We start from the raw sequence: 22,280 nt of genomic DNA on the forward strand, positions 1-22,280 counted from the left end.
CGTAATAGGGGGCTTGCATGAGCGAACTGCTCAGCGATAACAGCGCTGCTTTGAAAGATCTGAAAGATCTGGTGGCGTCACAGCTGGCCAACGAAATTCTCGAAAGCGAGATTCGTTACGGCGAGCTGACCATCGTCGCCAAGCGCGATGATATCCTTAAAGTTCTGACCTTCCTTCGGGATGATACCGGCTGCTTGTTCAAGCAGCTTATTGATGTTTGTGGTGCGGACTACCCGGAACGCATTGAGCGTTTCGACGTTGTCTATCACCTGCTGTCTCTCAAGCATAACCTGCGCATTCGTGTGAAGGTCCGTACTGACGAAGACACCCCGGTACCAAGCTGTGTTTCGCTGTTCAGCGCCGCCGACTGGTTCGAGCGCGAAGCGTGGGACATGTACGGTATCTTCTTCGCCGGTCACCCGGATCCCCGCCGTATTCTGACCGATTACGGTTTTGAAGGTCATCCGCTGCGCAAGGACTTCCCGCTGACCGGGTATGTCGAAGTGCGTTATGATGACGAACAGAAGCGTGTTGTCTACGAGCCGGTCAAACTGGTTCAGGATTTCCGTAATTTCGATTTCGAAAGCCCATGGGAAGGCATCCAGCATGTTCTTCCGGGTGATGAAAAGGCGGAGGGCAACGCCTGATGTCCGAACAAAAAATCAAAAACATGACCATGAACTTCGGCCCGCAGCACCCTGCGGCGCACGGCGTTCTGCGTTTGGTTCTGGAAATGGACGGCGAAGTCGTCGAACGTTCCGACCCGCATATTGGTCTTCTGCACCGTGGTACGGAAAAGTTGATCGAATATAAGACCTATATTCAGGCAACCCCGTATTTCGACCGTCTCGACTATGTCGCACCGATGAACCAGGAACATGCATATTGCCTGGCCATCGAAAAGCTGATGGGCGTCGAAGTGCCGAAGCGTGCGCAGTATATCCGTGTTCTGTATGCGGAAATCGGTCGTATTCTGAACCACATTCTGAACCTGACCGCGTTCGCACTGGACGTTGGTGCGATGACCCCGCTTCTGTGGGGCTTTGAAGAACGTGAAAAGCTCATGGAATTCTATGAGCGCGCCTGTGGCGCCCGTCTTCACGCCAACTACTTCCGTCCGGGGGGCGTTGCTGCCGATCTTCCGGCAGGCTTGCTTGATGATATCGACGCATGGGCAGACCATTACGAAATCTTTATGAAAGACTTCGACCGTGTTCTGACCGGCAACCGTATCTTCAAACAGCGTACGGTCGATATCGGTATCGTAAGCGCCGAAGAAGCCCTTGATTGGGGCTTCACCGGTCCGAACATCCGTGCATCGGGCCTGGCGTGGGATCTGCGTAAATCGCAGCCCTATGACTCGTACGAAGAATTCGACTTCGACATTCCTGTCGGCAAGAACGGCGATTGCTATGACCGCTTCCTTGTCCGTTTCGAGGAAATGTGGCAGTCGCTGAAGATCATCAAGCAGGCCATCAAAAATATGCCGGATGGCCCTGTCATTGTTGAAAATAACAAAGTGGCACCGCCGTCGCGCGCCGAAATGAAGCGTTCGATGGAAGCCCTTATTCACCACTTCAAACTCTTCACCGAAGGTTTCCACGTACCGGCTGGCGAATGCTATGCCGCGGTCGAGGCACCGAAAGGCGAGTTTGGTGTGTATCTTGTTTCGGATGGCTCGAACCGTCCGTATCGCTGCAAAATCCGCGCCCCGGGGTTCCCGCACCTCCAAGGCATCGACTTCATGTCCAAAGGTCACATGCTGGCCGACGTCGTTGCCAATATCGGGTCGCTAGATATCGTGTTCGGTGAGATTGACCGATGAGCCATTTGAGAAGACCAGCTCCGAAAGAGCTTCAGCCGACCAGCTTTGCTTTCACGCCTGAAAATCAGGAAAAAGCAAAGAAGATCATCGCCAAGTATCCGGAAGGCCGCCAGCAGAGCGCGGTCATGCCGCTGCTTGATCTGGCACAGCGTCAGACCGAAGGTAACTGGGTTCCGACCGTCGCAATGGATTACATTGCCGACATGCTCGAAATGCCGGCCATTCGCGTCTACGAGGTCGCAACCTTCTATACGATGTATAACCTTGCCCCGGTGGGTAAGAACTTCATCCAGGTTTGCACCACCACGCCGTGCTGGCTTCGCGGTTCTGCCGACGTTGTCGATACCTGCAAAAAGGAACTCGGCATTGGCGTTGGTGAAACCACCGAAGACGGTCAGTTCACCATGATCGAAGTCGAATGCCTTGGCGCGTGTGTCAACGCACCGATGATGCAGATCAACGACGATTATTACGAAGACCTCACGCCGGAAACGACCAAGGCCATCCTCGATGCCCTCAAAAAGGGCGAGAAGCCGAAAGCCGGTCCGCAGAGCGGCCGCAAAGGGTGCGAGCCGATCGATGGTCCGAAGGTTCTGAAGGCATTCTGTGGCTGCGGCGCAGCCCCGCAGGATGCTGATGCAAGCGAAGGGGACGCCTGATATGCTGCAGGATAAGGATCGTATCTTTACCAACCTGTATGGTTTCCAGGATTTCGGCCTTAAAGGCGCGCAGTCCCGTGGTAACTGGGATGGTACCAAGGCATTGATCGAAAAAGGCCGCGACTGGATCATCGACGAGATGAAAGCATCCGGTATGCGTGGTCGTGGGGGCGCTGGCTTCCCGACTGGCCTCAAATGGTCCTTCATGCCCAAGGAATCTGATGGTCGTCCGAGCTACCTGGTTGTGAACGCCGACGAAGGCGAGCCGGGTACTTGTAAAGACCGCGAAATCATGCGCAATGATCCGCACACCCTGGTCGAAGGTTGCCTTCTGGCCAGCTTCGCGATGAATGCGCATGCGGCCTATATTTATATCCGTGGTGAGTTCTATCACGAGGCATCCAACCTGCAGCGCGCGATTGACGAGGCTTACGAAGCCGGTTTGATCGGTAAGAACGCCTGTGGTTCGGGTTGGGATTTTGATCTTTACCTGCATCTCGGTGCCGGTGCTTACATCTGTGGCGAAGAAACCGCCCTGATCGAAAGCCTTGAAGGTAAAAAAGGCCAGCCGCGCCTGAAACCGCCGTTCCCGGCGAACGCAGGCCTTTACGGTTGCCCGACCACGGTCAACAACGTCGAATCGATTGCCGCTGTTCCGACCATTCTGCGTCGTGGCGGTTCGTGGTTCGCCGGTTTTGGCCGCGAAAATAACCACGGCACCAAGCTGTTTGCCATTTCCGGTCACGTCGAAAAGCCGTGCACTGTCGAAGAAGCCATGAGCATCCCGCTCAAGGAACTGATCGAAAAGCATTGCGGCGGCGTTCGTGGCGGCTGGGACAACCTTCTTGCGGTTATTCCGGGCGGTTCGTCTGTTCCGCTGATGCCAAAAGACGTTTGTGATGATGTTCTGATGGACTTTGACGGTCTGCGTGAAGTTGGCTCCGGTCTTGGTACCGCTGCTGTGATCGTCATGGACAAGTCGACTGACATTGTCTACGCGATCGCGCGTCTGTCGGAATTCTACAAGCATGAAAGCTGTGGTCAGTGCACGCCGTGCCGTGAAGGTACCGGCTGGATGATGCGCATGATGACGCGCATGGTTCGCGGCGAAGCCACGCTCGATGAGATTGATCTGTTGTGGGATGTGACCAAACAGGTCGAAGGCCACACCATTTGTGCGCTTGGCGATGCGGCTGCATGGCCGATTCAGGGCCTTATCCGTCACTTCCGTCCCGAAATGGAACGTCGGATCAAGGAATATCGCGCACGGATCGCGGCCTGAGAGAGGCCTGTTGAGAGGGATTGAGACATGCCGAAACTAACAGTTGACGGTATTGAAGTTGAAGTAGAAGCCGGGGCGACAGTCCTTCAGGCCTGTGAAGAGGCCGGTAAGGAAATCCCGCGTTTCTGCTATCACGAACGCCTGTCAATCGCCGGCAACTGCCGTATGTGTCTGGTGGAAATGGAACGTGCGCCGAAACCGGTCGCATCCTGCGCCATGCCTGCGGCAGATGGAATGGTGATCAAAACCGATTCCGACCTTGTGAAAAAGGCACGCAACGGCGTGATGGAATTCCTGCTGATCAACCATCCGCTGGATTGCCCGATTTGTGACCAGGGTGGTGAATGTGATCTTCAGGACCAGGCCATGGCCTATGGTTTTGACTCTTCACGTTACGCCGAGAAAAAACGCGCGGTGAAGGACAAGGAACTGGGCCCGATCGTCAAAACGATCATGACCCGTTGCATCCACTGCACACGTTGCGTTCGCTTCTCCGAGGAAGTCGCCGGTGTCGGCACCATGGGTGCTGTTTACCGTGGCGAGGACACCGAAGTCGGACCGTATATCGAAGCCTCCATCAACTCCGAGCTTTCAGGCAACCTGGTTGACCTGTGCCCGGTCGGTGCGCTGACTTCCAAGCCGTATGCGTTTACCGCGCGTCCGTGGGAGCTCAAGAAAACCGATAGCGTCGATGTCATGGACGCGGTTGGCTCGAACATTCGTATCGATGCCCGTACCGGCGAAGTGATGCGCGTTCTGCCGCGCACCAACGAAGACATCAACGAAGAATGGATTTCGGATAAAACCCGTTACGCCATTGATGGCCTGAAACGTCAGCGCCTTGACCGTCCGTATGTTCGCAAGGATGGCAAGCTGCAGCCGGCAAGCTGGGACGAAGCATTTGCTGCGATCAAGGCAAAGGTTTCCGGCCTGGATGGCAAGAAAATTGCCGCCCTTGCGGGTGACACGGTTGATTGTGAATCGATGACCGCGCTGAAAGATCTGATGGGTAAGCTTGGTTCGCCGAACCTTGATTGCCGTCAGGACGGCTCGAAGATTGGCGGCCCGCGTGCCTCCTATATCTTCAACAGCACGATTGCCGGTATTGACGAGGCAGATGCCTGCCTGATCGTTGGTGCCAATGTCCGTGCCGAAGCACCGATCATCAATTCCCGTCTGCGCAAACGCTGGCGTTCGACGGCTGGCGATTTCAAAGTCGGCATCATTGGTGAAAAGTGGGATCCGACCTACAAGAACGATTATCTTGGTGCCGGTCCGGAAACCCTTCAGGAAATCCTGGATGGCAAGAACGAGTTCGCCAAGGTCCTCAAGGCTTCTGAAAAGCCGATGATTATTGTCGGCATGGGCGCGCTAAACCGTGAAGACGGTGACGCGGTTCTTGCTGCCACCCGCGCCATTGCCGAGAAATACGGCATGGTTTCCGGTGAATGGAACGGCTTTAACGTTCTGCACACCGCGGCATCGCGTGTTGGCGGTCTTGATCTCGGCTTCGTGCCGGGTGAGGGCGGTCTGGCAACCAATGACATTCTCGATGGTGCCGCCAAAGGCGATATCGAGGTTGTCTATCTTCTGGGTGCCGACGAAGTCGACATGAGCAAACTGGAAAAGGCATTTGTCATTTACCAGGGTGCTATGGGCGATGCCGGTGCGCAGGCAGCCGACGTGATCCTGCCGGGGGCTGCTTACACCGAAAAGAATGGCACCTATGTCAACACCGAGGGCCGCGCCCAGCAGGGCTGGCGTGCGATCTTCCCGGTTGGTGACGCGCGTGAGGACTGGGCGATTGTCCGTGCACTTTCCGGTGCGCTGGATCTGACCCTGCCATACAACAATATCGATGCCGTTCGCTCGCGCATGGTGGAACTCAGCCCGACCTTCGCGTCGCTGAACGTTCCGACCAAGGCAGAATGGACCGATTTCGGTGTGTCAGGTGACATGAAGTCTGATGGCTTCGTATCGCCGGTTCGCAATTTCTATATGACCGACCCGATCAGCCGTGCTTCGGTGACGATGGCCAAATGTACTGAGGCCTTTGTCAAGGATGCGGCTGCCGAGAAGGTTGCCTGAGTAAGGGGAGCGACGATCTGATCGTCGCTCATCCCGCAAGGGGGTGTCCCAATTTTGGGACGAAACGCAAAAGATACGGTTTGACCGATGGAACTTCTTTGGGACGGATATATTGAACCGCTCGTCTGGATCGTCGCCAAAATTCTGGCGATTGTTCTGCCGTTGCTGGGTGCTGTCGCCTATCTGACCTACGCCGAGCGTAAGGTCATCGGTGCTATTCAGCTCCGTAAGGGCCCGAACGTTGTGGGGCCGTTTGGCCTTCTGCAGCCGCTTGCCGATGGTTTGAAGCTGTTTCTGAAAGAAACAATCATTCCGAGCAGCGCGAACAAGGGCGTGTTCATCATCGCCCCGATGCTGACCTTTATTCTGGCAATCATTGCCTGGGCGGTTATTCCGTTCGACGAGGGCATGGTTCTGGCCGATCTGAATGTCGGTATTCTTTACATCTTCGCGATTTCTTCGCTGGGTGTTTACGGTATCGTGATGGCCGGTTGGGCATCGAACTCCAAATACGCCTTCCTTGGTGCGCTGCGTTCCGGCGCCCAGATGGTCTCGTATGAGATTTCGATTGGCCTGATCATCATCTCGGTCCTGCTGACGACCGGTTCGCTGAACCTCAGCGACATTGTCCGCGGGCAGGTTGGTGGTATCTGGGAGTGGAACTTCGTTTATCACTTCCCGATGTTCATCGTCTTCATCGTATCCATTCTGGCAGAAACCAACCGCGCACCGTTTGACCTTCCCGAAGCGGAAGCCGAACTGGTCTCGGGTTATAACGTCGACTATTCGGCAATGACCTTTGCGCTGTTCTTCCTGGGTGAATACGCGAACATGATCCTGATGAGTGGCCTGTGCGCCATTCTGTTCCTGGGTGGCTGGAGCGCGCCGTTGCCGTTCCTCGAATTCATCCCGGGCGCAATCTGGTTCATCATCAAGATCTGCTTCGTTCTGTTCATCTTCCTGTGGGTTCGTGCAACCTTCCCGCGTTACCGTTATGACCAACTGATGCGTCTGGGCTGGAAAATCTTCCTGCCGCTGTCCTTCGCATGGGTCATGCTGGTTGCCACGTTCCTCGTTGTTTTTGACAAGGTCCCGGCCTGATCGCCGCGCATCGGAAAGAGAGAGGTAAACGATGTCATTTATTGATCGGACGGCCCGGAGCTTCCTGCTCGCGGAACTCGTTTCGGGAATGGCGCTCACCTTGAAATACATGTTCAAGCCCAAGGTGACGATCAACTACCCGTACGAAAAAGGTCCGCTGAGCCCGCGTTTCCGTGGCGAACACGCACTGCGCCGTTACCCGAACGGCGAAGAGCGTTGCATCGCCTGCAAACTTTGCGAAGCCATTTGCCCGGCACAGGCCATCACCATTGAGGTCGAGCCGCGCAACGACGGTTCGCGTCGTACCACGCGTTACGACATTGATATGACGAAATGCATTTACTGTGGCTTCTGCGAGGAAGCCTGCCCGGTGGATGCCATCGTCGAAGGTCCGAACTTCGAGTTCGCAACCGAAAACCGCGAGGAGCTGTTCTATGACAAGGACAAGCTGCTGGCAAACGGCGAGCGTTGGGAAGCCGAGCTTGCTGCACGATTGGAGGCAGACGCACCTTATCGGTAAGTGTCGCGTCTGATCGTTAGAAAGAGAGTTCATGGGCCGTTGTTTGCCAAAGGGGCAGCAACGGTTCGCCAAGGGGGTACCTTATGGTCGTACAGGCTTTGGCTTTTTACCTGTTTGCTACCGTCGCGGTCTTGTCCGCGACTGCGGTTGTGACCGTTCGCAACCCGGTGCATTCGGTACTGTTGCTGATCTTGACATTCTTTAACGCAGCCGGACTTTTCGTCCTGCTGGGTGCCGAGTTTCTCGCCATGCTGCTCGTCGTCGTCTATGTCGGCGCGGTTGCAGTCCTGTTCCTGTTCGTCGTAATGATGCTCGACATTAACTTTGTCGAAATGCGTCAGGGCTTTTTGAACTACCTGCCGATCGGCGTTCTGATCGCGGTTGTTCTTTTTGTCGAACTGGCACTGGTTGGCGCTGGCTGGACCCTTACGGATGAGGCGGTCGCGGTTCTCGCGCAGCCGACACCGGCAGGTCTGACCAACGTCGAAGCACTCGGTCAACTGATCTACACCGATTACGCATACATCTTCCAGGCGGCTGGTCTGGTTCTGCTTGTTGCGATGATTGGCGCAATTGTCCTGACACTGCGTCACCGTGAAGGTGTCCGTCGTCAGAAAATCTCCGAGCAGGTCAAGCGTACCCGCGCTGATACGCTTGAAGTCAAAAAAGTTCCGGTCGGAAGGGGGATCTGATGGAAATCGGTCTTGCACATTATCTGACCGTCGCGGCGATCCTTTTCACACTCGGGATCTTCGGCATCTTCATGAACCGCAAGAACGTCATCATCATCATGATGTCGATCGAGCTGATGCTGCTGGCGGTCAATATCAATCTGGTCGCGTTCTCGTCGTTCCTCGGCGACCTCGTCGGACAGGTATTTACCATCTTCGTTCTGACGGTTGCTGCGGCTGAAGCGGCAATTGGTCTGGCGATCCTGGTCGTCTATTTCCGTAACCGCGGCACCATCGCGGTTGAAGACATCAACATGATGAAGGGGTAAGGCAGATATGTATCCGTTGATTGTATTCCTGCCCCTGATCGCGGCAATCCTTGCCGGGGCCATCACGCTGGTCGGCGCCATGTCGACCGCAAAGGATGCCCCGCATGACAGCCATGGTCATCACCATCATGGTGTGTCCTCGTCTGATCGTCTGGCACAGCTGGTCACCGTTGCCGGTGTCGTGATTTCCTTTGTGATTTCGATCTTTGCCTTTGTCGATGTTGCCCTGGGCGGCAACCCGGTTGTGATTGAACTGTTTACCTGGATTTCCTCGGGCAGCTTTGATGCGTCCTGGTCGCTGCGTATCGATACGCTGACCTGTGTGATGCTGATTGTTGTCACCGGTGTGTCCTCGATGGTTCACATCTATTCCATCGGCTATATGTCGCATGATCCGGACAAGCCGCGCTTCATGGCGTATCTCAGCCTGTTCACCTTTGCGATGCTGATGCTGATTACCGCCGACAACCTGATCCAGCTGTTCTTCGGCTGGGAGGGCGTTGGTCTGGCGTCTTACCTTCTGATCGGCTTCTGGTATTCCAAACCGTCTGCGTCGGCGGCTGCGATGAAAGCCTTCATCGTCAACCGTGTCGGTGACTTCGGCTTTGCCCTTGGTATCTTTGCGGTTTATGTCCTGTTCGACAGCGTTCAGTTCGACGTCATCTTTGGCAATGCCGAAGAAGTCGCAGGCGCAACCTTGATGTTCCTGGGCCATGAATTCTCCGCACTCGAGATTACCTGCTTCCTGCTGTTCATCGGCGCGATGGGTAAATCGGCGCAGCTTGGTCTGCACACCTGGCTTCCGGACGCAATGGAAGGCCCGACCCCGGTTTCCGCCCTTATTCACGCGGCAACCATGGTGACGGCTGGTGTATTCATGGTCGCGCGTCTGTCGCCGATCTTTGAATATGCTGAAACCACCCTGATGATCGTGACCATCGTTGGTGCGTCGACTGCGTTCTTCGCAGCCACCATCGGCTGTGTTCAGAACGACATCAAGCGCGTCATTGCCTATTCGACCTGTTCGCAGCTGGGCTATATGTTCTTTGCCTGCGGCGTGTCGGCTTATTCGGCAGGTGTCTTCCACCTGATGACACACGGCTTCTTCAAGGCGCTTCTGTTCCTTGGTGCCGGTTCGGTCATCCATGCCATGTCCGATGAACAGGACATGCGCAAGATGGGCGGCATCGCCAAAATGGTTCCGCTGACCTTTGCTGTGATGGTGATTGGGACACTTGCGATTACCGGTGTTCCGGGCTTTGCGGGTTACTATTCCAAGGACCTTATCCTTGAAAGCGCCTATGGGGCACATACCGGCGTTGGCCTGTATGCGTTCTGGGCAGGTATCCTTGCGGCTCTGATGACCTCGTTCTACAGCTGGCGTCTGATCTTCCTGACCTTCTTCGGCGCACCGCGCGCTGATGAACGCACCATGGCGCACGTGCATGAAAGCCCGGCGATCATGACCGGTCCGCTCCTGTTCCTGACCGTCGGTGCTGTCTTTGCCGGCTGGTTCGCCAAGGACTGGTTCGGTGGCGGCGACTTTGAAGAAATGCTGACCTTCTGGAATGGCGCACTCTTCATGGCCGAAGGTCACAATGCTCTGGAAAATGCACACCATGTTCCGGGTTGGGTGAAATGGGCACCGTTTGTTGCCATGATCACCGGTCTGTCGCTTGCGATTGTCATGTACAAGCTCGTACCGTCGCTTCCGCGCACGCTGGCCAACACCTTCAACGGTGTTTACCGCTTCGCGCTGAACAAATGGTACTTCGACGAGCTCTATGACAAGATTTTCGTCAAGCCGGCCTTTGCTTTGGGCTATGGATTCTGGAAATCAGGGGATGGTGCCATCATTGATGGTTGCGGTCCGGATGGTGTGGCAGCTGCTTGCCGTAACATCGCACGTCGCGTCAGCGCCATTCAGAGTGGTTTCGTCTATCACTATGCATTTGCGATGCTGATCGGCATTGCAGCGCTGGTCTCCTACACAATTTGGAAGATGGGTTAACGGGCGATGAGTGATTGGCCAATTCTTTCGATCGTCACTTTCCTGCCGCTGGTCGGTGCAGCCCTGCTGCTGCTGATCAATGGTGAAGAGGCGACTGTTGCCCGCAATTCCCGTTGGGTTGCGCTTTGGACCTCGGGGTTCACATTCCTCGTATCCTTGATGCTGTGGGTGAACTTCGATGCAACGACCGCAGATTTCCAGTTCGTCGAGCAGGCGGACTGGATGCCGGGTCTGAACATTTCCTATCACATGGGCGTTGACGGTATTTCCGTCCTCTTCGTCCTGCTTGCGACCTTCCTCACACCGATTTGCATTCTGTCGGCATGGGAAGCGATCCAGAAGCGCGTGAAGGAATACATGATCGCCTTCCTCGTTCTTGAAACGATGATGGTCGGCATGTTCAGTGCCCTTGACGGTCTGCTGTTCTATCTGTTCTTCGAAGGCGTCCTGATCCCGATGTTCATCATCATCGGCGTCTGGGGTGGTCAGCGTCGCGTTTATGCGGCATTCAAGCTGTTCCTTTATACCCTTCTTGGTTCGGTCCTGATGCTGGTGGCACTGCTTGCGATGTATTTCGAAGCGGGCACTACCGATATCCCGACCCTGATGGAATACGGCTTCGATTATAATATGCAGCTCTGGCTGTGGCTGGCCTTCTTTGCATCGTTTGCCGTCAAGGTGCCGATGTGGCCGGTCCATACCTGGCTGCCCGATGCCCACGTTGAGGCACCGACGGCTGGTTCTGTGATCCTGGCTGGCGTGCTGTTGAAAATGGGTGGTTACGGTTTTCTGCGTTTCTCGCTGCCGATGATGCCGTTGGCGTCTGAAACCTTCGCACCGCTCGTCTTCACGCTGTCGATTGTTGCTATCATCTATACGTCGCTGGTCGCCCTTGCGCAGCAGGACATGAAAAAGCTGATTGCATATTCGTCGGTCGCCCATATGGGGATTGTTACCATCGGTGCATTCACCTTTAACCAGCATGGTATCGAAGGTTCGATCTTCCAGATGCTCAGCCACGGTGTGGTTTCCGGTGCACTCTTCCTGTGTGTCGGTGTGGTCTATGACCGTATCCATACCCGTGAAATCGAAGCCTATGGTGGTCTTGTCCACCGTATGCCGAGCTACGCACTGATCTTCATGTTCTTCACCATGGCATCGGTTGGTCTGCCGGGTACGGGCGGGTTCGTTGGTGAAATCCTCGCACTTCTGGGTGCGTTCGAAGCCAACACCTGGGTCGCATTCTTTGCGGCAACCGGACTGATCCTTGGTGCGGCCTATGCGCTGTATCTCTATCGCCGGATTATTTTCGGGGCACTCACCAAAGAGAACCTGAAAACCATCCTCGATCTGAGCCCGCGTGAATGGATTATCTTTGCACCATTGGTGATCATCGTTCTGTGGATGGGGGTCTATCCGGTCTCCTTCCTCGACATCATGCATGTCTCAGTTGAGAACCTCGTCAACCAGGTCGAAACGGCCCAGGCTGCAGCGGCACAAGCCGCCCAGCTGGCTGCGAATTGAGGGGAATGAACATGGGAGTTTCTATGCTCAACCTCGGGGCCGCGCTGCCCGAAATGTTTATGGCAGTTTCTGCCTTGGCGCTGTTGATGCTTGGGGTTTTCGCCGGCAAGGACAAATCCTTCCGCACCGTATCCTGGCTGGCAGTTGCCGCCCAGGTCATTACCATCGCACTGGTGGTGATGGGTGATGGTGGTTCGGCATTCTTTGGTCAGTTCAGTGCTGATCCGTTTGCCAAGTTCTGCAAGGTCCTGATCCTGATCGGTTCTGCAACCGGCATCATCATGGCCATGAACTTTGCCGAGCGTGAAAACATGGCACGCTTCGAGTTCCCGATCCTGATCTCTCTTGCCACCCTTGGCATGATGGCGATGGTATCGGCAACCGATATGCTGTCGCTGTATCTTGGTCTCGAACTGCAGTCACTTGCACTTTATGTTGTCGCTGCCATCCGCCGTGACACCGTGCGTTCGACGGAATCGGGTCTGAAATACTTCATCCTCGGTTCGATCGCTTCGGGCATCCTGCTGTATGGCATGTCGATGGTCTATGGCTTCACCGGCACCACGAACTTCACCGTTCTGGGCAATACCCTTGTCGGTGGTGAACTGCCGTTGGGTGCGCTGGTCGGTCTGGCCTTCATCTTTGCCGGTCTGTGCTTCAAGGTTTCCGCTGTTCCGTTCCACATGTGGACCCCGGACGTTTATGAAGGTGCGCCGACCCCGGTCACGTCCTTCTTTGCGGTTGCCCCGAAGATTGCCGGACTGGCGCTGTTCATCCGCGTTGCCGTTGGTCCGTTTGGCGGTGCTGTCGAAGACTGGCAGCAGATCATTGTCCTGATCTCCATCCTGTCGATGGCGGTTGGTTCCTTTGCCGCACTCCGTCAAGAAAACATCAAACGTCTGATGGCCTATTCGTCCATCGGTCACGTTGGTTTCGCACTTGTCGGTCTGGCCGCAGGCACGCAGGAAGGTGTCACCGGTGTTCTGGTTTATCTGGGTATCTACCTTGTCATGAACCTTGGCACCTTTGCCGTCATCCTGTGCATGCGTCGTAATGACCGCATGAACGAGGAAATCACCGATCTTGCCGGTCTTGCCAAAACCAAGCCGCTGATGGCTGCGATCACTGCGATCTTCATGTTCTCGATGGCAGGTATCCCGCCGCTGGCTGGCTTCTTTGGCAAGTTCTATGTCTTCAAGGCAGCCGTTGATGCCGGTCTTGTGACGCTTGCAGTCATTGGCCTCGTGACCTCGGTTGTCAGTGCCTATTACTACCTGCGTATCATCAAGGTCATGTATTTCGACGAGCCGGTCGAAGGCTTTGATCGCAATGGTACCGAGATGAATGTCATCATGGCGGTTGCCACGATCATCATCCTGGCCTTCGTCTTCTTCCCGAACCCGCTGATGGATAGCGCAGCTGTTGCCGCGGCATCGCTGTTTGGGATGTAAGAATGGCATTGCGAACGATCCGTCTTCCCGAAGGTTTCACCCTTCACGAAAGGGATGCGATCGACAGCACGAATGAAGAGGCCAAGCGCCTCGCAGACAAGGGCGCCCAAAGTGGCGCCCTTGTTATAGCCAGAACCCAGACTTCCGGTCGCGGCCGCCGTGGCCGTGCTTGGTCGTCACCGGTGGGTAATCTGTATTCGTCGCTGTTGCTGCGTCCGACCTGTTCACTGGCCGAAGCCGCCCGTCTGACCTTCCTGATCGCTGTTGCCATGGCCGAGGCGGTTGAAACCGTCACAGGCGGCATGGTGCGTCCGGATTGCAAATGGCCCAATGACCTGATGGTCAATGATCGCAAGATTTGCGGTATCCTGCTTGAAAGTGCGTCCAATCAGGGGTCAGCAACCGACTATCTTGTGATTGGGGCAGGGGTGAATGTCGCCTTTTTCCCCGACGATGCCGAACGCCCGGCAACCTCGTTGGCGGCTTTGGGCTCCCCGGTTTCGGTTACGGATCTGATATCAACCTATGTCGCGCGCGTTGCACACTGGTTGCCGATCTGGGAACAGGACGGTTTTGCGCCGATCCGCGAAGCCTGGCTGGCGCGCGGATATGGCATTGGTAAACCGGTTGTCGCCCGCCTGACCGAACGCGAACTTCAAGGAACTTTCGTCGGGCTTGATGAGGGTGGCGAACTTATCCTAAGAGAAGACAGCGGTTTTGAGCACCGCATCGGGGCTGGCGAAGTGTTCTTTGCCGCCTGATATCACCAAATAGCTTGCTTTGTAGCGGAGGCTTGTAAGCATCATGTTGCTTGCGATTGACGCCGGGAACACCAACATCGTCTTTGCGGTTTTTGATGGCGATACCATCAAGGGCCAGTGGCGCTGTTCCACCACCACCGAACGCACCGCGGACGAGTTGGGCGTGTGGTTGCACCATCTTTTCACGCTGTCTGGCGTGCCCAAGGATGCGATTACGGGGGCGATTATCGCCACCGTGGTTCCGGCCGCGGAATTCAGCCTAAAGACCCTGTGTCGCCGCTATTTCAATGTCGAACCGATGGTTGTCGGTGATCCTGCGGTCAATCTTGATATGAAAATCATCATGGACCGACCAAGCGAGGTGGGTGCAGACCGCCTTGTCAACGCGATTGCCGCCCATGAACTGTTTGGCGGGCCGCTGGTGGTGCTTGATTTCGGCACGGCCACGACCTTTGACGTGGTCGACGGCAATGGTGATTATCTTGGCGGTGTGATTGCGCCGGGGGTCAACCTGTCGATCAAGGCCCTGCATATGGCCGCGGCCCAGTTGCCAATGGTCGCGATCGAAGCCCCGCGCAGTGTGGTGGGTAAAAACACGGTCGAAGCCATGCAGTCAGGGGTCTATTGGGGCTATGTCTCGATGATCGAAGGGTTGCTTGCGCGTATTCGCCAACAGCAAAATGTCGACCAGATGAAAGTCGTGGCAACCGGTGGGCTTGCGCCGCTCTTTACCAAGGCGGTTGATGAAATTGAATATCTGCATGGTGATCTGACCATGCTGGGTTTGTTGATGATCTATCGTCGCAACAGCCAGCAGACCGAACGCCCTACAGGATAAAGACTTGCGTGACGCAAGGGGAACGATTATCCCGCATGTAATTGATGCGCCGAAAACAAAGGATATAGCTTCCGTGGATTTGTATTTGCCAAAAGATGACGTTTTGTTCGTGCCGCTCGGAGGTTCCGGCGAAATTGGCATGAACCTGAACCTTTATGGCTATGACGATCAATGGTTGATGGTCGATATGGGGGTTTCGTTCGGCGAGGAAGGCCTGCCGGGCGTCGATGTGGTCATGCCCGACCCGACCTTTATCGAGGAACGCAAGGACAAGCTGCTTGGTCTGGTCCTGACCCACGCGCACGAAGATCACTTGGGCGCGGTGCCGTATCTGTGGCCGCGCTTGAAATGCCCGATTTACGCGACCCCGTTTGCCGCCGAATTTCTTAAGGCCAAGCTGTCCGAAACCGATTTTGCCGACCAGGTGCCGATCCATGTGATCGAACTGGGCGGGCGGTTCCAGCTTGGTTGCTTTGATATCGAATTCGTCACCATGACGCACTCGATCCTGGAGCCCAACGCCCTTGCCATCCGCACGCCTAAAGGCCTGATTGTCCATACCGGCGACTGGAAGTTCGATCCCGACCCCCAGATTGGCGAGGCATCGGATGTCAAAAAGCTCGAAGCACTGGGCGATGAAGGCGTCATGGCACTGGTCTGTGATTCGACCAATGTGTTCTCGGAGGGCAAAACAGGCTCCGAAGGCGACGTCGCCAAGAACCTGTCCAAACTGTTCGCCGAACATCCGCAGGGGCGCATTGCCGTTGCCTGCTTTGCCACCAACGTTGCCCGTGTGCAGTCGGTGATCGAAGCCGCCCATGAAAACGGCCGCTGTGTTGGTCTTGCCGGTCGATCGCTTAACCGCGTGACAGAGGCCGCGCGTGAAGTCGGCTACCTCAAAGGCTATCCGAACCTTCTGACCGACGAAGACGCGATGGAAGTGCCCAAGGATCAGGTGCTTTTGCTTTGCACCGGGTCACAGGGCGAACCGCGTGCCGCATTGTCGCGCATTGCCAAGGGCGATCATCCCACCGTCCAACTCGATCCGGGCGATACCGTGGTGTTCTCGGCGCGTGAAATTCCGGGCAATGAAAAGTCGATTGGCTATATCCAGAACCTGCTGATCCGCCGTGGCGTCAAAGTCATCACCGCGCGCGATGAACCGATCCACGTGTCGGGCCATCCGGGCCGTGAAGACCTGACGCGCATGTATCAGCTGACCCGCCCGAAAATCCTGGTCCCGGTCCATGGCGAAACCCGCCATCTGTGCGAACAGGCTGCCCTTGGTGCGGAATGCCAGATCCCGGAACAGGTGATCCCGCATGACGGCACGGTCATTCGGTTGGCCCCCGGTGATGCCCACGTTATCGGCGTGGCAGAGGCCGGTGTTCTTGCCCTTGATGGTGGCCGGTTGCTTAAACGCGATGCCGATACATTCCGTAACCGCAATCGCATCGTTTGGAACGGGGTGATGTTTGTGACCGTGGTGCTCAACCAGTTTGGCGAAATGGTCAATGAACCGATGATCACGGCTCCCAGCCTGTTTGACGAGCCCGGCGAAGAAACCCGTCTGGATCAATTTGCGGCCGAAATCGGCAATCGCATTGATCAGCTTAATGACGAAGAAGTCATGGATGATGCCACAGTGATCCTTGCCGTCCGTCAGGCCCTGCGCCGTCCGGTGCGTCAACGCATGGGCAAACGCCCGCTGATCGAAGTGCATCTGGCGCGCGTGAAAGAGCAGGGCTGATTAAGCACGCAGGCAACCGCATTCGACCAAAAGCGCAGTTGTCTTAAAGATGTTCACCGTCCTAGATTGGCCCCAATCGGGCAGATGAAAGACGTTAGGAGAACACCATGATAGGACGGCTGAACCACGTTGCGATTGCTGTGCCGGATCTAGAGGCCGGGATTGCGCAATATCGCGATGTTCTGGGCGCAAAGGTCTCAGAGCCGCAAGACGAACCCGATCACGGCGTGACGGTTGTGTTTGTCGAACTGCCCAATACCAAGATCGAACTGCTCTATCCGTTGGGGGACAATTCCCCGATCAAGGGTTTCCTTGAAAAGAACGCGTCGGGCGGCATTCATCATGTCTGCTACGAGGTCGATGACATTCTGGCCGCGCGTGACAAGCTGCAGGCAAGTGGAGCACGTGTTCTGGGTGATGGTGAACCCAAGATCGGTGCTCATGGCAAGCCGGTTCTGTTTTTGCATCCCAAGGATTTCAACGGAACCCTGGTCGAACTCGAACAGGTTTGATCTAACCCCACGAGATCCGCCTCACAACGTCCGGCCTTGCAAAACAGGTTGGGCGTTTCTATCGTCTTTTAAACATTCAGATGCTGCATCCAACCCGAAGGCACCCTTATGAACTGGTTTTCCGGACTTCTTGTTTACATCGTTATCTGGTGGCTGGTTCTGTTCATGGTGCTGCCGGTCGGTGTGAAGCGGGTCGAAAATGTTGAACCGGGCCATGATAGTGGCGCACCGGAAAAGCCGCATATGTGGAAAAAGATCCTCGCCACCAGTCTGATTTCGGCAATCCTGTGGGTGGTCGCATGGTTTGTCATCACCAGCGGAATGATCGAAGTCCGGCCGCCGCAATAAGGCGTTTGTCCCAAGCCGCAAAACATAAAACCCCGCAACATTTTGTGCGGGGTTTTGTCGTTTGGCGCGTCCTAAGCCCTGCAGAAAAATCATGGCTCGGCGCGTAGGATGGGGCAGGGGCAAAAAAAAAGCAAGATCACAAGGATCTTGCTAAGACGCTATTTTTATAGCTGTTTTCCCGTAATCTTTTTATACTTCCTCCTAAGACCTGGGCTTATGCACAGGTTTTATTTCGACGTCGCGCCTGCTTCTTGTATGCTTATTGGCAACAAAGCCTCCCGCAATTTTATGAGCGGCTGCGATACGCCTTCCGCAACGATCTTGCGCCGTTAGCGGACGACTAAAAAGCCACATGTTTCGTTTTTATGCAAGATGTTTTGACCAAACTTCACAAATGAATCGTTGCTGCACTGCACACAGATAGGACGAAACTAAATCATGCCCCAGTTTTCATTGGTCCAATCTATTTCAAATGCCAGATTTGGTCATAAAATCAGACTATTGGCGCCTGTCGCCGCGGTGATGCTGATGGTGTCTCCACCCATCACGGCCAAGGCGCAGGACGAATCCCCATTCCCCTCTGCAACAGAACAAACGGATGGCGGTGCTGCGGATGATGCTGCAGCAACAAGTGAGGCACCGGCACCAACGATCATCGTTACGCGTGCTGCCTGCAAGGAGTTGGTCACGCATGTGCCCGACGACGATGTGGCGTACAAACCGGGTGTTGACGTGCGCGGCAATGCGGTTGCCCCGGCCGATTTAAACGGGGGCAGCAACATCTTGAAGTCGCTGCCCAAGGAAATCGAATTCCCGGTCACCATCGACTTCTTCAAATATTCCGGGATCACCGTGCCGGACGGGGTCAGCGGCGAACAGAATATCGGCAAGATCACCTATCGCAACGGGCGGGTTTATTTTAACGATCAGCCACTTGGCGATGATGCCAATAACGCTGAACTGATTGATGCATGCCGCAAGGCGGGCTTTCGTTGATTGCCGTCGTCGTTTTGCCATCTTTGGTCCTTAACCAGCCATCGATGATATAAAGCAAGTTCCGGCTTGCGTTTCGGGCGGCTCTGTCGCATTTTCCGGGCAAGGTTATTACAGACCCAAATATTCAGATCTGATCATCACGAGGCATTGATGCGTCTTTCCCAGTTCTTTCTGCCGACCCTGAAGGAAACCCCTTCGGAAGCCCAGATTGCGTCCCATCGTCTGATGCTCCGCGCCGGTATGGTGCGTCAGCTGACCGCAGGGATCTATTCCTGGCTGCCACTCGGCCACCGTGTTCTTAAAAAGATCGAACAGATCGTTCGCGAAGAACAGGACAAGATCGGCTTTAACGAGCTTCTGATGCCAACCATTCAGCCGGCCGAGCTGTGGCAGGAAAGTGGTCGTTATGATGATTACGGTCTTGAGATGCTGCGCATCACCGACCGTCATGATCGCAAGATGCTGTTTGGTCCGACCAACGAAGAAGCGATCACCGACATCTTCCGCAAGGATGTGCGCTCTTATAAACAGCTTCCGCAGCTGCTCTATCATATCCAGTGGAAATTCCGCGACGAGATCCGCCCGCGCTTTGGCGTGATGCGGGGGCGCGAATTCTACATGAAAGACGCTTACTCGTTCGATATCGATTACGAAAGCGCGCGTCATACCTATAACAAGATCTTCCTCGCCTATTGCCGCACCTTTACCCGTCTGGGCGTCAAGGCGATCCCGATGGTGGCCGATACCGGCCCGATCGGCGGTGATCTTAGCCACGAATTCATCATTCTGGCCGATACCGGCGAAAGTGAAGTGTTCTGCGACAAGAAGTGGCTGGACAAGGATCTGACTGGCAAGGGTGTCGATCTCAATGATCGTACCGGCCTTGAAAACTGGGTACAGGGCACGCTTGAAGATTACGCCGCGACCGAAGAAATGCATGATGCCAGCAACGAGGCGGTAACGGCCCTTGGTGATGACCTTGTCACCACGCGCGGCATCGAAGTCGGTCACATCTTCCACTTTGGCACCAAATATTCCGAACCGATGGGCGCAACCGTCCTTGGTCCGGATGGCACCGAAGTTCCGGTTCAGATGGGCTCATACGGCATTGGCGTGTCGCGCCTTGTCGGTGCATTGATCGAGGCATCCCACGACGAAAACGGCATCATCTGGCCGGAATCTGTCGCGCCCTACAAGGTTGGCCTGATCAACCTGCGTACCGGTGATGATGAATGCGATGCCGCTTGTGAAGATGCCTATGCCAAACTGACCAACGCCGGGATCGAGGTCCTTTATGATGACCGCGACATTCGTGCAGGTGGCAAGTTTGCTGATATGGATCTGATCGGTCTGCCCTGGCAGATCGTCATTGGCCCCAAAGGCCTCAAGAACGGCGTTGTTGAACTCAAGAACCGCAAATCGGGTGAGAAAACCGAAGTCACCTTCGAAGCGGCGCTTAATCAGCTCAGCGCCGGATAAAATACGCTTTCAGACGGGGCAGCTTGTGCTGCCCCGTTGCCATTTTCGGTTTGAACGCTAAGTTCTTTGTTCATACCTTTTTCCTGACCCGCTTCCACAAGGATCGATTGCCCATGTTCAGTCCGTTCGAACGTATGGTGGCCTTTCGCTACCTGCGTCCACGTCGGCAGGAAGGCTTTGTTTCCGTCATCGCCATCTTCTCGTTGCTCGGCATCATGTTGGGTGTTGCGACACTCATCATTGTCATGTCGGTGATGAATGGTTTCAGGGCGGAACTGCTTGGCCGAATTCTCGGGTTGAACGGCCATATCTCGGTCTATGCACAGGGCAATGGTGGCCTTGGCGACTACGCCAAGATCGAAGACGAGATTGCCAAAAACGGCAATGTGGTTCTGACCGTGCCGGTGGTCGAAGGGCAGGTGATGGCATCGAAAAACGGCCGTGCATCCGGTGCCATTGTGCGCGGCATGCGCCCCGAAGATGTCAAAAAACGTGAAACCATCGCCGATAATATCGTTTTCGGTTCCCTTGATGACTTCAAGGGCGAAGACACCGTGATCATGGGCGCGCGTCTGGCCATGAAGCTCGGCGTGGGCGTTGGCGATACGGTCAACCTGATTTCGCCCAAGGGCAATGTCACGGCATTTGGTTCCGTGCCGCGTGTGCGTGGTTATACCGTGGCGGGCTTGTTTGATATCGGCATGTATGAATATGACAGCGGCTTTATCTTCATGCCGCTTGAGGCCGCTCAGGTCTATTTCCGCCTGCCGGAAAAAATCACCCATTTTGAAGTGATGCTTGAAGATATCGGCGCACTTGATGACACGATGGAGGAATTGCTGACAAGCTTGTCCGGGCAATCCTTGCGTCTGGTCAATTGGCAACAATCCAATGCCGGGTTCTTTAATGCGCTTCAGGTCGAACGCAATGTGATGTTCCTGATCCTGACCCTGATCATCCTTGTGGCCGCCTTTAACATCATTTCCGGCATGGTCATGCTGGTAAAGGACAAGGGGCGTGATATCGCCATCCTGCGCACCATGGGCGCAACCCGCCAATCGATCATGAAGGTGTTCTTCCTGGCTGGTGCCTCCATCGGTGTGCTGGGCACGATTTCTGGTCTGGTCATTGGGGTTCTGTTCTGCCTGAACATCGAAAATATCCGCCAGTTTATCCAAAGCCTGACCGGGACTGACCTTTTCAATGCCGAGATTTACTTCCTGTCGCAGCTCCCTGCCGACATGGATGTCGGCGAGGTCGTTATGGTTTGCATCATGTCGCTGACATTGTCCTTCCTTGCCACGGTCTATCCGGCATGGCGGGCATCTCGCCTCGATCCGGTGGAGGCCCTGCGTTATGAGTGATCTGTTGAAAACAACCGCTGAACAACGCGCGCGCAAAGTCGTGCTGCGCCTTGAAAAGATTGATCGCATTTTCAATCAGGGCCCCGATCAGCTCGAAATTCTGAAATCGGTCGATCTCGAAATCCATCAGGGCGAAATCGTTGCCCTTGTCGGGCCGTCGGGGGCGGGTAAATCAACCCTGCTTCAGATTGCCGGTCTGTTGGAAAAGCCCGATGGCGGGCTGGTGTCCATCGGGGGCAAGCGCAGCACGGATCTGTCTGATCTTGTACGCACTGAAATGCGCCGCAGCCACATCGGCTTTGTCTATCAGTACCATCATTTGCTGCCGGAATTTTCAGCCCTTGAAAACGTCGTCATGCCGCAAATGATCAAGGGCCTGAAACGGGCCGAGGCCGAAGAGCGCGGGCTGGAATTGTTGCGTTGTCTTGGCCTTGAAAAACGTGCTGATCATCGCCCCGCGCGTTTGTCAGGCGGTGAGCAACAGCGTGTTGCGATTGCCCGTGCGCTGGCCAACGTGCCTGATGTGCTGTTTGCCGACGAACCCACCGGCAACCTTGATCCCCAAACGGCCGAAACGGTGTTTGGCATGCTGATGACACTGGTGCGTGAAACCGGTCTGGCGTCGCTGATTGCGACCCATAACCCGGAACTGGCGCGCCAGATGGATCGGGTGGTGACGCTGCGCGACGGTCATCTGATCGAACTCGATCCCGCTGATCTTCCCTAAGCGATCAAAATTCTTTAAGCTGGTTTTGCCGCGCCTGTGATGGG

The 22,280-nt window shown here is 55.4% G+C and carries 21 protein-coding genes; all 21 read left to right on the forward strand.

Going from position 1 to position 22,280, the window contains the following annotated elements; all coding sequences use genetic code 11:
- Positions 1–17 precede the first annotated feature (17 nt).
- The 21 genes from AC5Q5A_RS15520 to AC5Q5A_RS15620 all read left to right on the forward strand — a co-directional run bounded on the left by AC5Q5A_RS15520 (position 18) and on the right by AC5Q5A_RS15620 (position 22,236).
- Positions 18–647 (forward strand): NADH-quinone oxidoreductase subunit C, encoded by a 630-nt coding sequence (locus AC5Q5A_RS15520; protein ID WP_008891229.1) that lies wholly within the window; start codon positions 18–20, stop codon positions 645–647.
- Positions 647–1,825 carry an NADH-quinone oxidoreductase subunit D gene (locus AC5Q5A_RS15525; protein ID WP_493895828.1) on the forward strand — a complete coding sequence of 393 codons (1,179 nt, stop codon included), beginning with the start codon at positions 647–649 and terminating at the stop codon, positions 1,823–1,825. The genes AC5Q5A_RS15520 and AC5Q5A_RS15525 overlap by 1 nt, the downstream gene beginning before the upstream one ends.
- Positions 1,822–2,484 carry an NADH-quinone oxidoreductase subunit NuoE gene (nuoE, locus tag AC5Q5A_RS15530; RefSeq protein ID WP_063089383.1) on the forward strand — a complete coding sequence of 221 codons (663 nt, stop codon included), beginning with the start codon at positions 1,822–1,824 and terminating at the stop codon, positions 2,482–2,484. The genes AC5Q5A_RS15525 and nuoE overlap by 4 nt, the downstream gene beginning before the upstream one ends.
- Position 2,485: 1 nt before the next feature.
- Positions 2,486–3,766 (forward strand): NADH-quinone oxidoreductase subunit NuoF, encoded by a 1,281-nt coding sequence (gene nuoF, locus AC5Q5A_RS15535; RefSeq protein ID WP_008891226.1) that lies wholly within the window; start codon positions 2,486–2,488, stop codon positions 3,764–3,766.
- A 27-nt stretch (positions 3,767–3,793) separates the two neighbouring features.
- Positions 3,794–5,854, forward strand: coding sequence for an NADH-quinone oxidoreductase subunit NuoG (nuoG, locus tag AC5Q5A_RS15540; RefSeq protein WP_493895829.1), 2,061 nt, complete (start codon positions 3,794–3,796; stop codon positions 5,852–5,854).
- Positions 5,855–5,941: 87 nt separating this feature from the next.
- The gene (gene nuoH, locus AC5Q5A_RS15545; protein WP_008891224.1) at positions 5,942–6,955 is read left to right on the forward strand and encodes an NADH-quinone oxidoreductase subunit NuoH; all 1,014 of its coding nucleotides are present in this window, start codon (positions 5,942–5,944) and stop codon (positions 6,953–6,955) included.
- Positions 6,956–6,986: 31 nt separating this feature from the next.
- A complete protein-coding gene (gene nuoI, locus AC5Q5A_RS15550) occupies positions 6,987–7,475 on the forward strand; it encodes an NADH-quinone oxidoreductase subunit NuoI (protein ID WP_008891223.1) in 489 nt (162 codons plus the stop codon).
- 83 nt (positions 7,476–7,558) lie between these two features.
- The gene (locus tag AC5Q5A_RS15555) at positions 7,559–8,167 is read left to right on the forward strand and encodes an NADH-quinone oxidoreductase subunit J (protein WP_008891222.1); all 609 of its coding nucleotides are present in this window, start codon (positions 7,559–7,561) and stop codon (positions 8,165–8,167) included.
- Positions 8,167–8,475, forward strand: coding sequence for an NADH-quinone oxidoreductase subunit NuoK (gene nuoK, locus AC5Q5A_RS15560; RefSeq protein WP_007089416.1), 309 nt, complete (start codon positions 8,167–8,169; stop codon positions 8,473–8,475). Before AC5Q5A_RS15555 ends, nuoK begins: the two co-directional genes overlap by 1 nt.
- Positions 8,476–8,482: 7 nt before the next feature.
- Positions 8,483–10,486: an NADH-quinone oxidoreductase subunit L gene (gene nuoL / locus AC5Q5A_RS15565; RefSeq protein ID WP_493895830.1), complete on the forward strand. Its 2,004-nt coding sequence runs from the start codon at positions 8,483–8,485 to the stop codon at positions 10,484–10,486.
- 6 nt (positions 10,487–10,492) lie between these two features.
- A complete protein-coding gene (locus tag AC5Q5A_RS15570; RefSeq protein ID WP_493895831.1) occupies positions 10,493–12,010 on the forward strand; it encodes an NADH-quinone oxidoreductase subunit M in 1,518 nt (505 codons plus the stop codon).
- An 11-nt stretch (positions 12,011–12,021) separates the two neighbouring features.
- Complete coding sequence (gene nuoN / locus AC5Q5A_RS15575) at positions 12,022–13,461, forward strand: NADH-quinone oxidoreductase subunit NuoN (RefSeq protein WP_232308431.1); 1,440 nt, start codon at positions 12,022–12,024, stop codon at positions 13,459–13,461.
- 2 nt (positions 13,462–13,463) lie between these two features.
- A complete protein-coding gene (locus tag AC5Q5A_RS15580) occupies positions 13,464–14,222 on the forward strand; it encodes a biotin--[acetyl-CoA-carboxylase] ligase (protein ID WP_493895832.1) in 759 nt (252 codons plus the stop codon).
- 43 nt (positions 14,223–14,265) lie between these two features.
- Positions 14,266–15,060: a type III pantothenate kinase gene (locus tag AC5Q5A_RS15585; protein ID WP_008891217.1), complete on the forward strand. Its 795-nt coding sequence runs from the start codon at positions 14,266–14,268 to the stop codon at positions 15,058–15,060.
- Positions 15,061–15,133: 73 nt separating this feature from the next.
- Positions 15,134–16,810: a ribonuclease J gene (locus AC5Q5A_RS15590; protein ID WP_197147393.1), complete on the forward strand. Its 1,677-nt coding sequence runs from the start codon at positions 15,134–15,136 to the stop codon at positions 16,808–16,810.
- 107 nt (positions 16,811–16,917) lie between these two features.
- Positions 16,918–17,322 (forward strand): methylmalonyl-CoA epimerase, encoded by a 405-nt coding sequence (mce, locus tag AC5Q5A_RS15595; RefSeq protein WP_008891215.1) that lies wholly within the window; start codon positions 16,918–16,920, stop codon positions 17,320–17,322.
- A gap of 108 nt (positions 17,323–17,430) precedes the next feature.
- Positions 17,431–17,670, forward strand: coding sequence for a DUF1467 family protein (locus AC5Q5A_RS15600; protein ID WP_008891214.1), 240 nt, complete (start codon positions 17,431–17,433; stop codon positions 17,668–17,670).
- Between the two features lie 528 nt (positions 17,671–18,198).
- Entirely contained in the window at positions 18,199–18,666 is a 468-nt protein-coding gene (locus tag AC5Q5A_RS15605) for a hypothetical protein (RefSeq protein WP_493895833.1), read from the forward strand.
- A 150-nt stretch (positions 18,667–18,816) separates the two neighbouring features.
- Positions 18,817–20,145: a proline--tRNA ligase gene (proS, locus tag AC5Q5A_RS15610; protein ID WP_493895834.1), complete on the forward strand. Its 1,329-nt coding sequence runs from the start codon at positions 18,817–18,819 to the stop codon at positions 20,143–20,145.
- A gap of 113 nt (positions 20,146–20,258) precedes the next feature.
- Positions 20,259–21,509 carry a lipoprotein-releasing ABC transporter permease subunit gene (locus AC5Q5A_RS15615; protein ID WP_493895835.1) on the forward strand — a complete coding sequence of 417 codons (1,251 nt, stop codon included), beginning with the start codon at positions 20,259–20,261 and terminating at the stop codon, positions 21,507–21,509.
- Positions 21,502–22,236 (forward strand): ABC transporter ATP-binding protein, encoded by a 735-nt coding sequence (locus tag AC5Q5A_RS15620; protein WP_493895836.1) that lies wholly within the window; start codon positions 21,502–21,504, stop codon positions 22,234–22,236. Before AC5Q5A_RS15615 ends, AC5Q5A_RS15620 begins: the two co-directional genes overlap by 8 nt.
- The last annotated feature ends 44 nt before the right edge of the window (positions 22,237–22,280 follow it).

The sequence above is a fragment of the Thalassospira sp. CA1 genome (assembly GCF_059052855.1).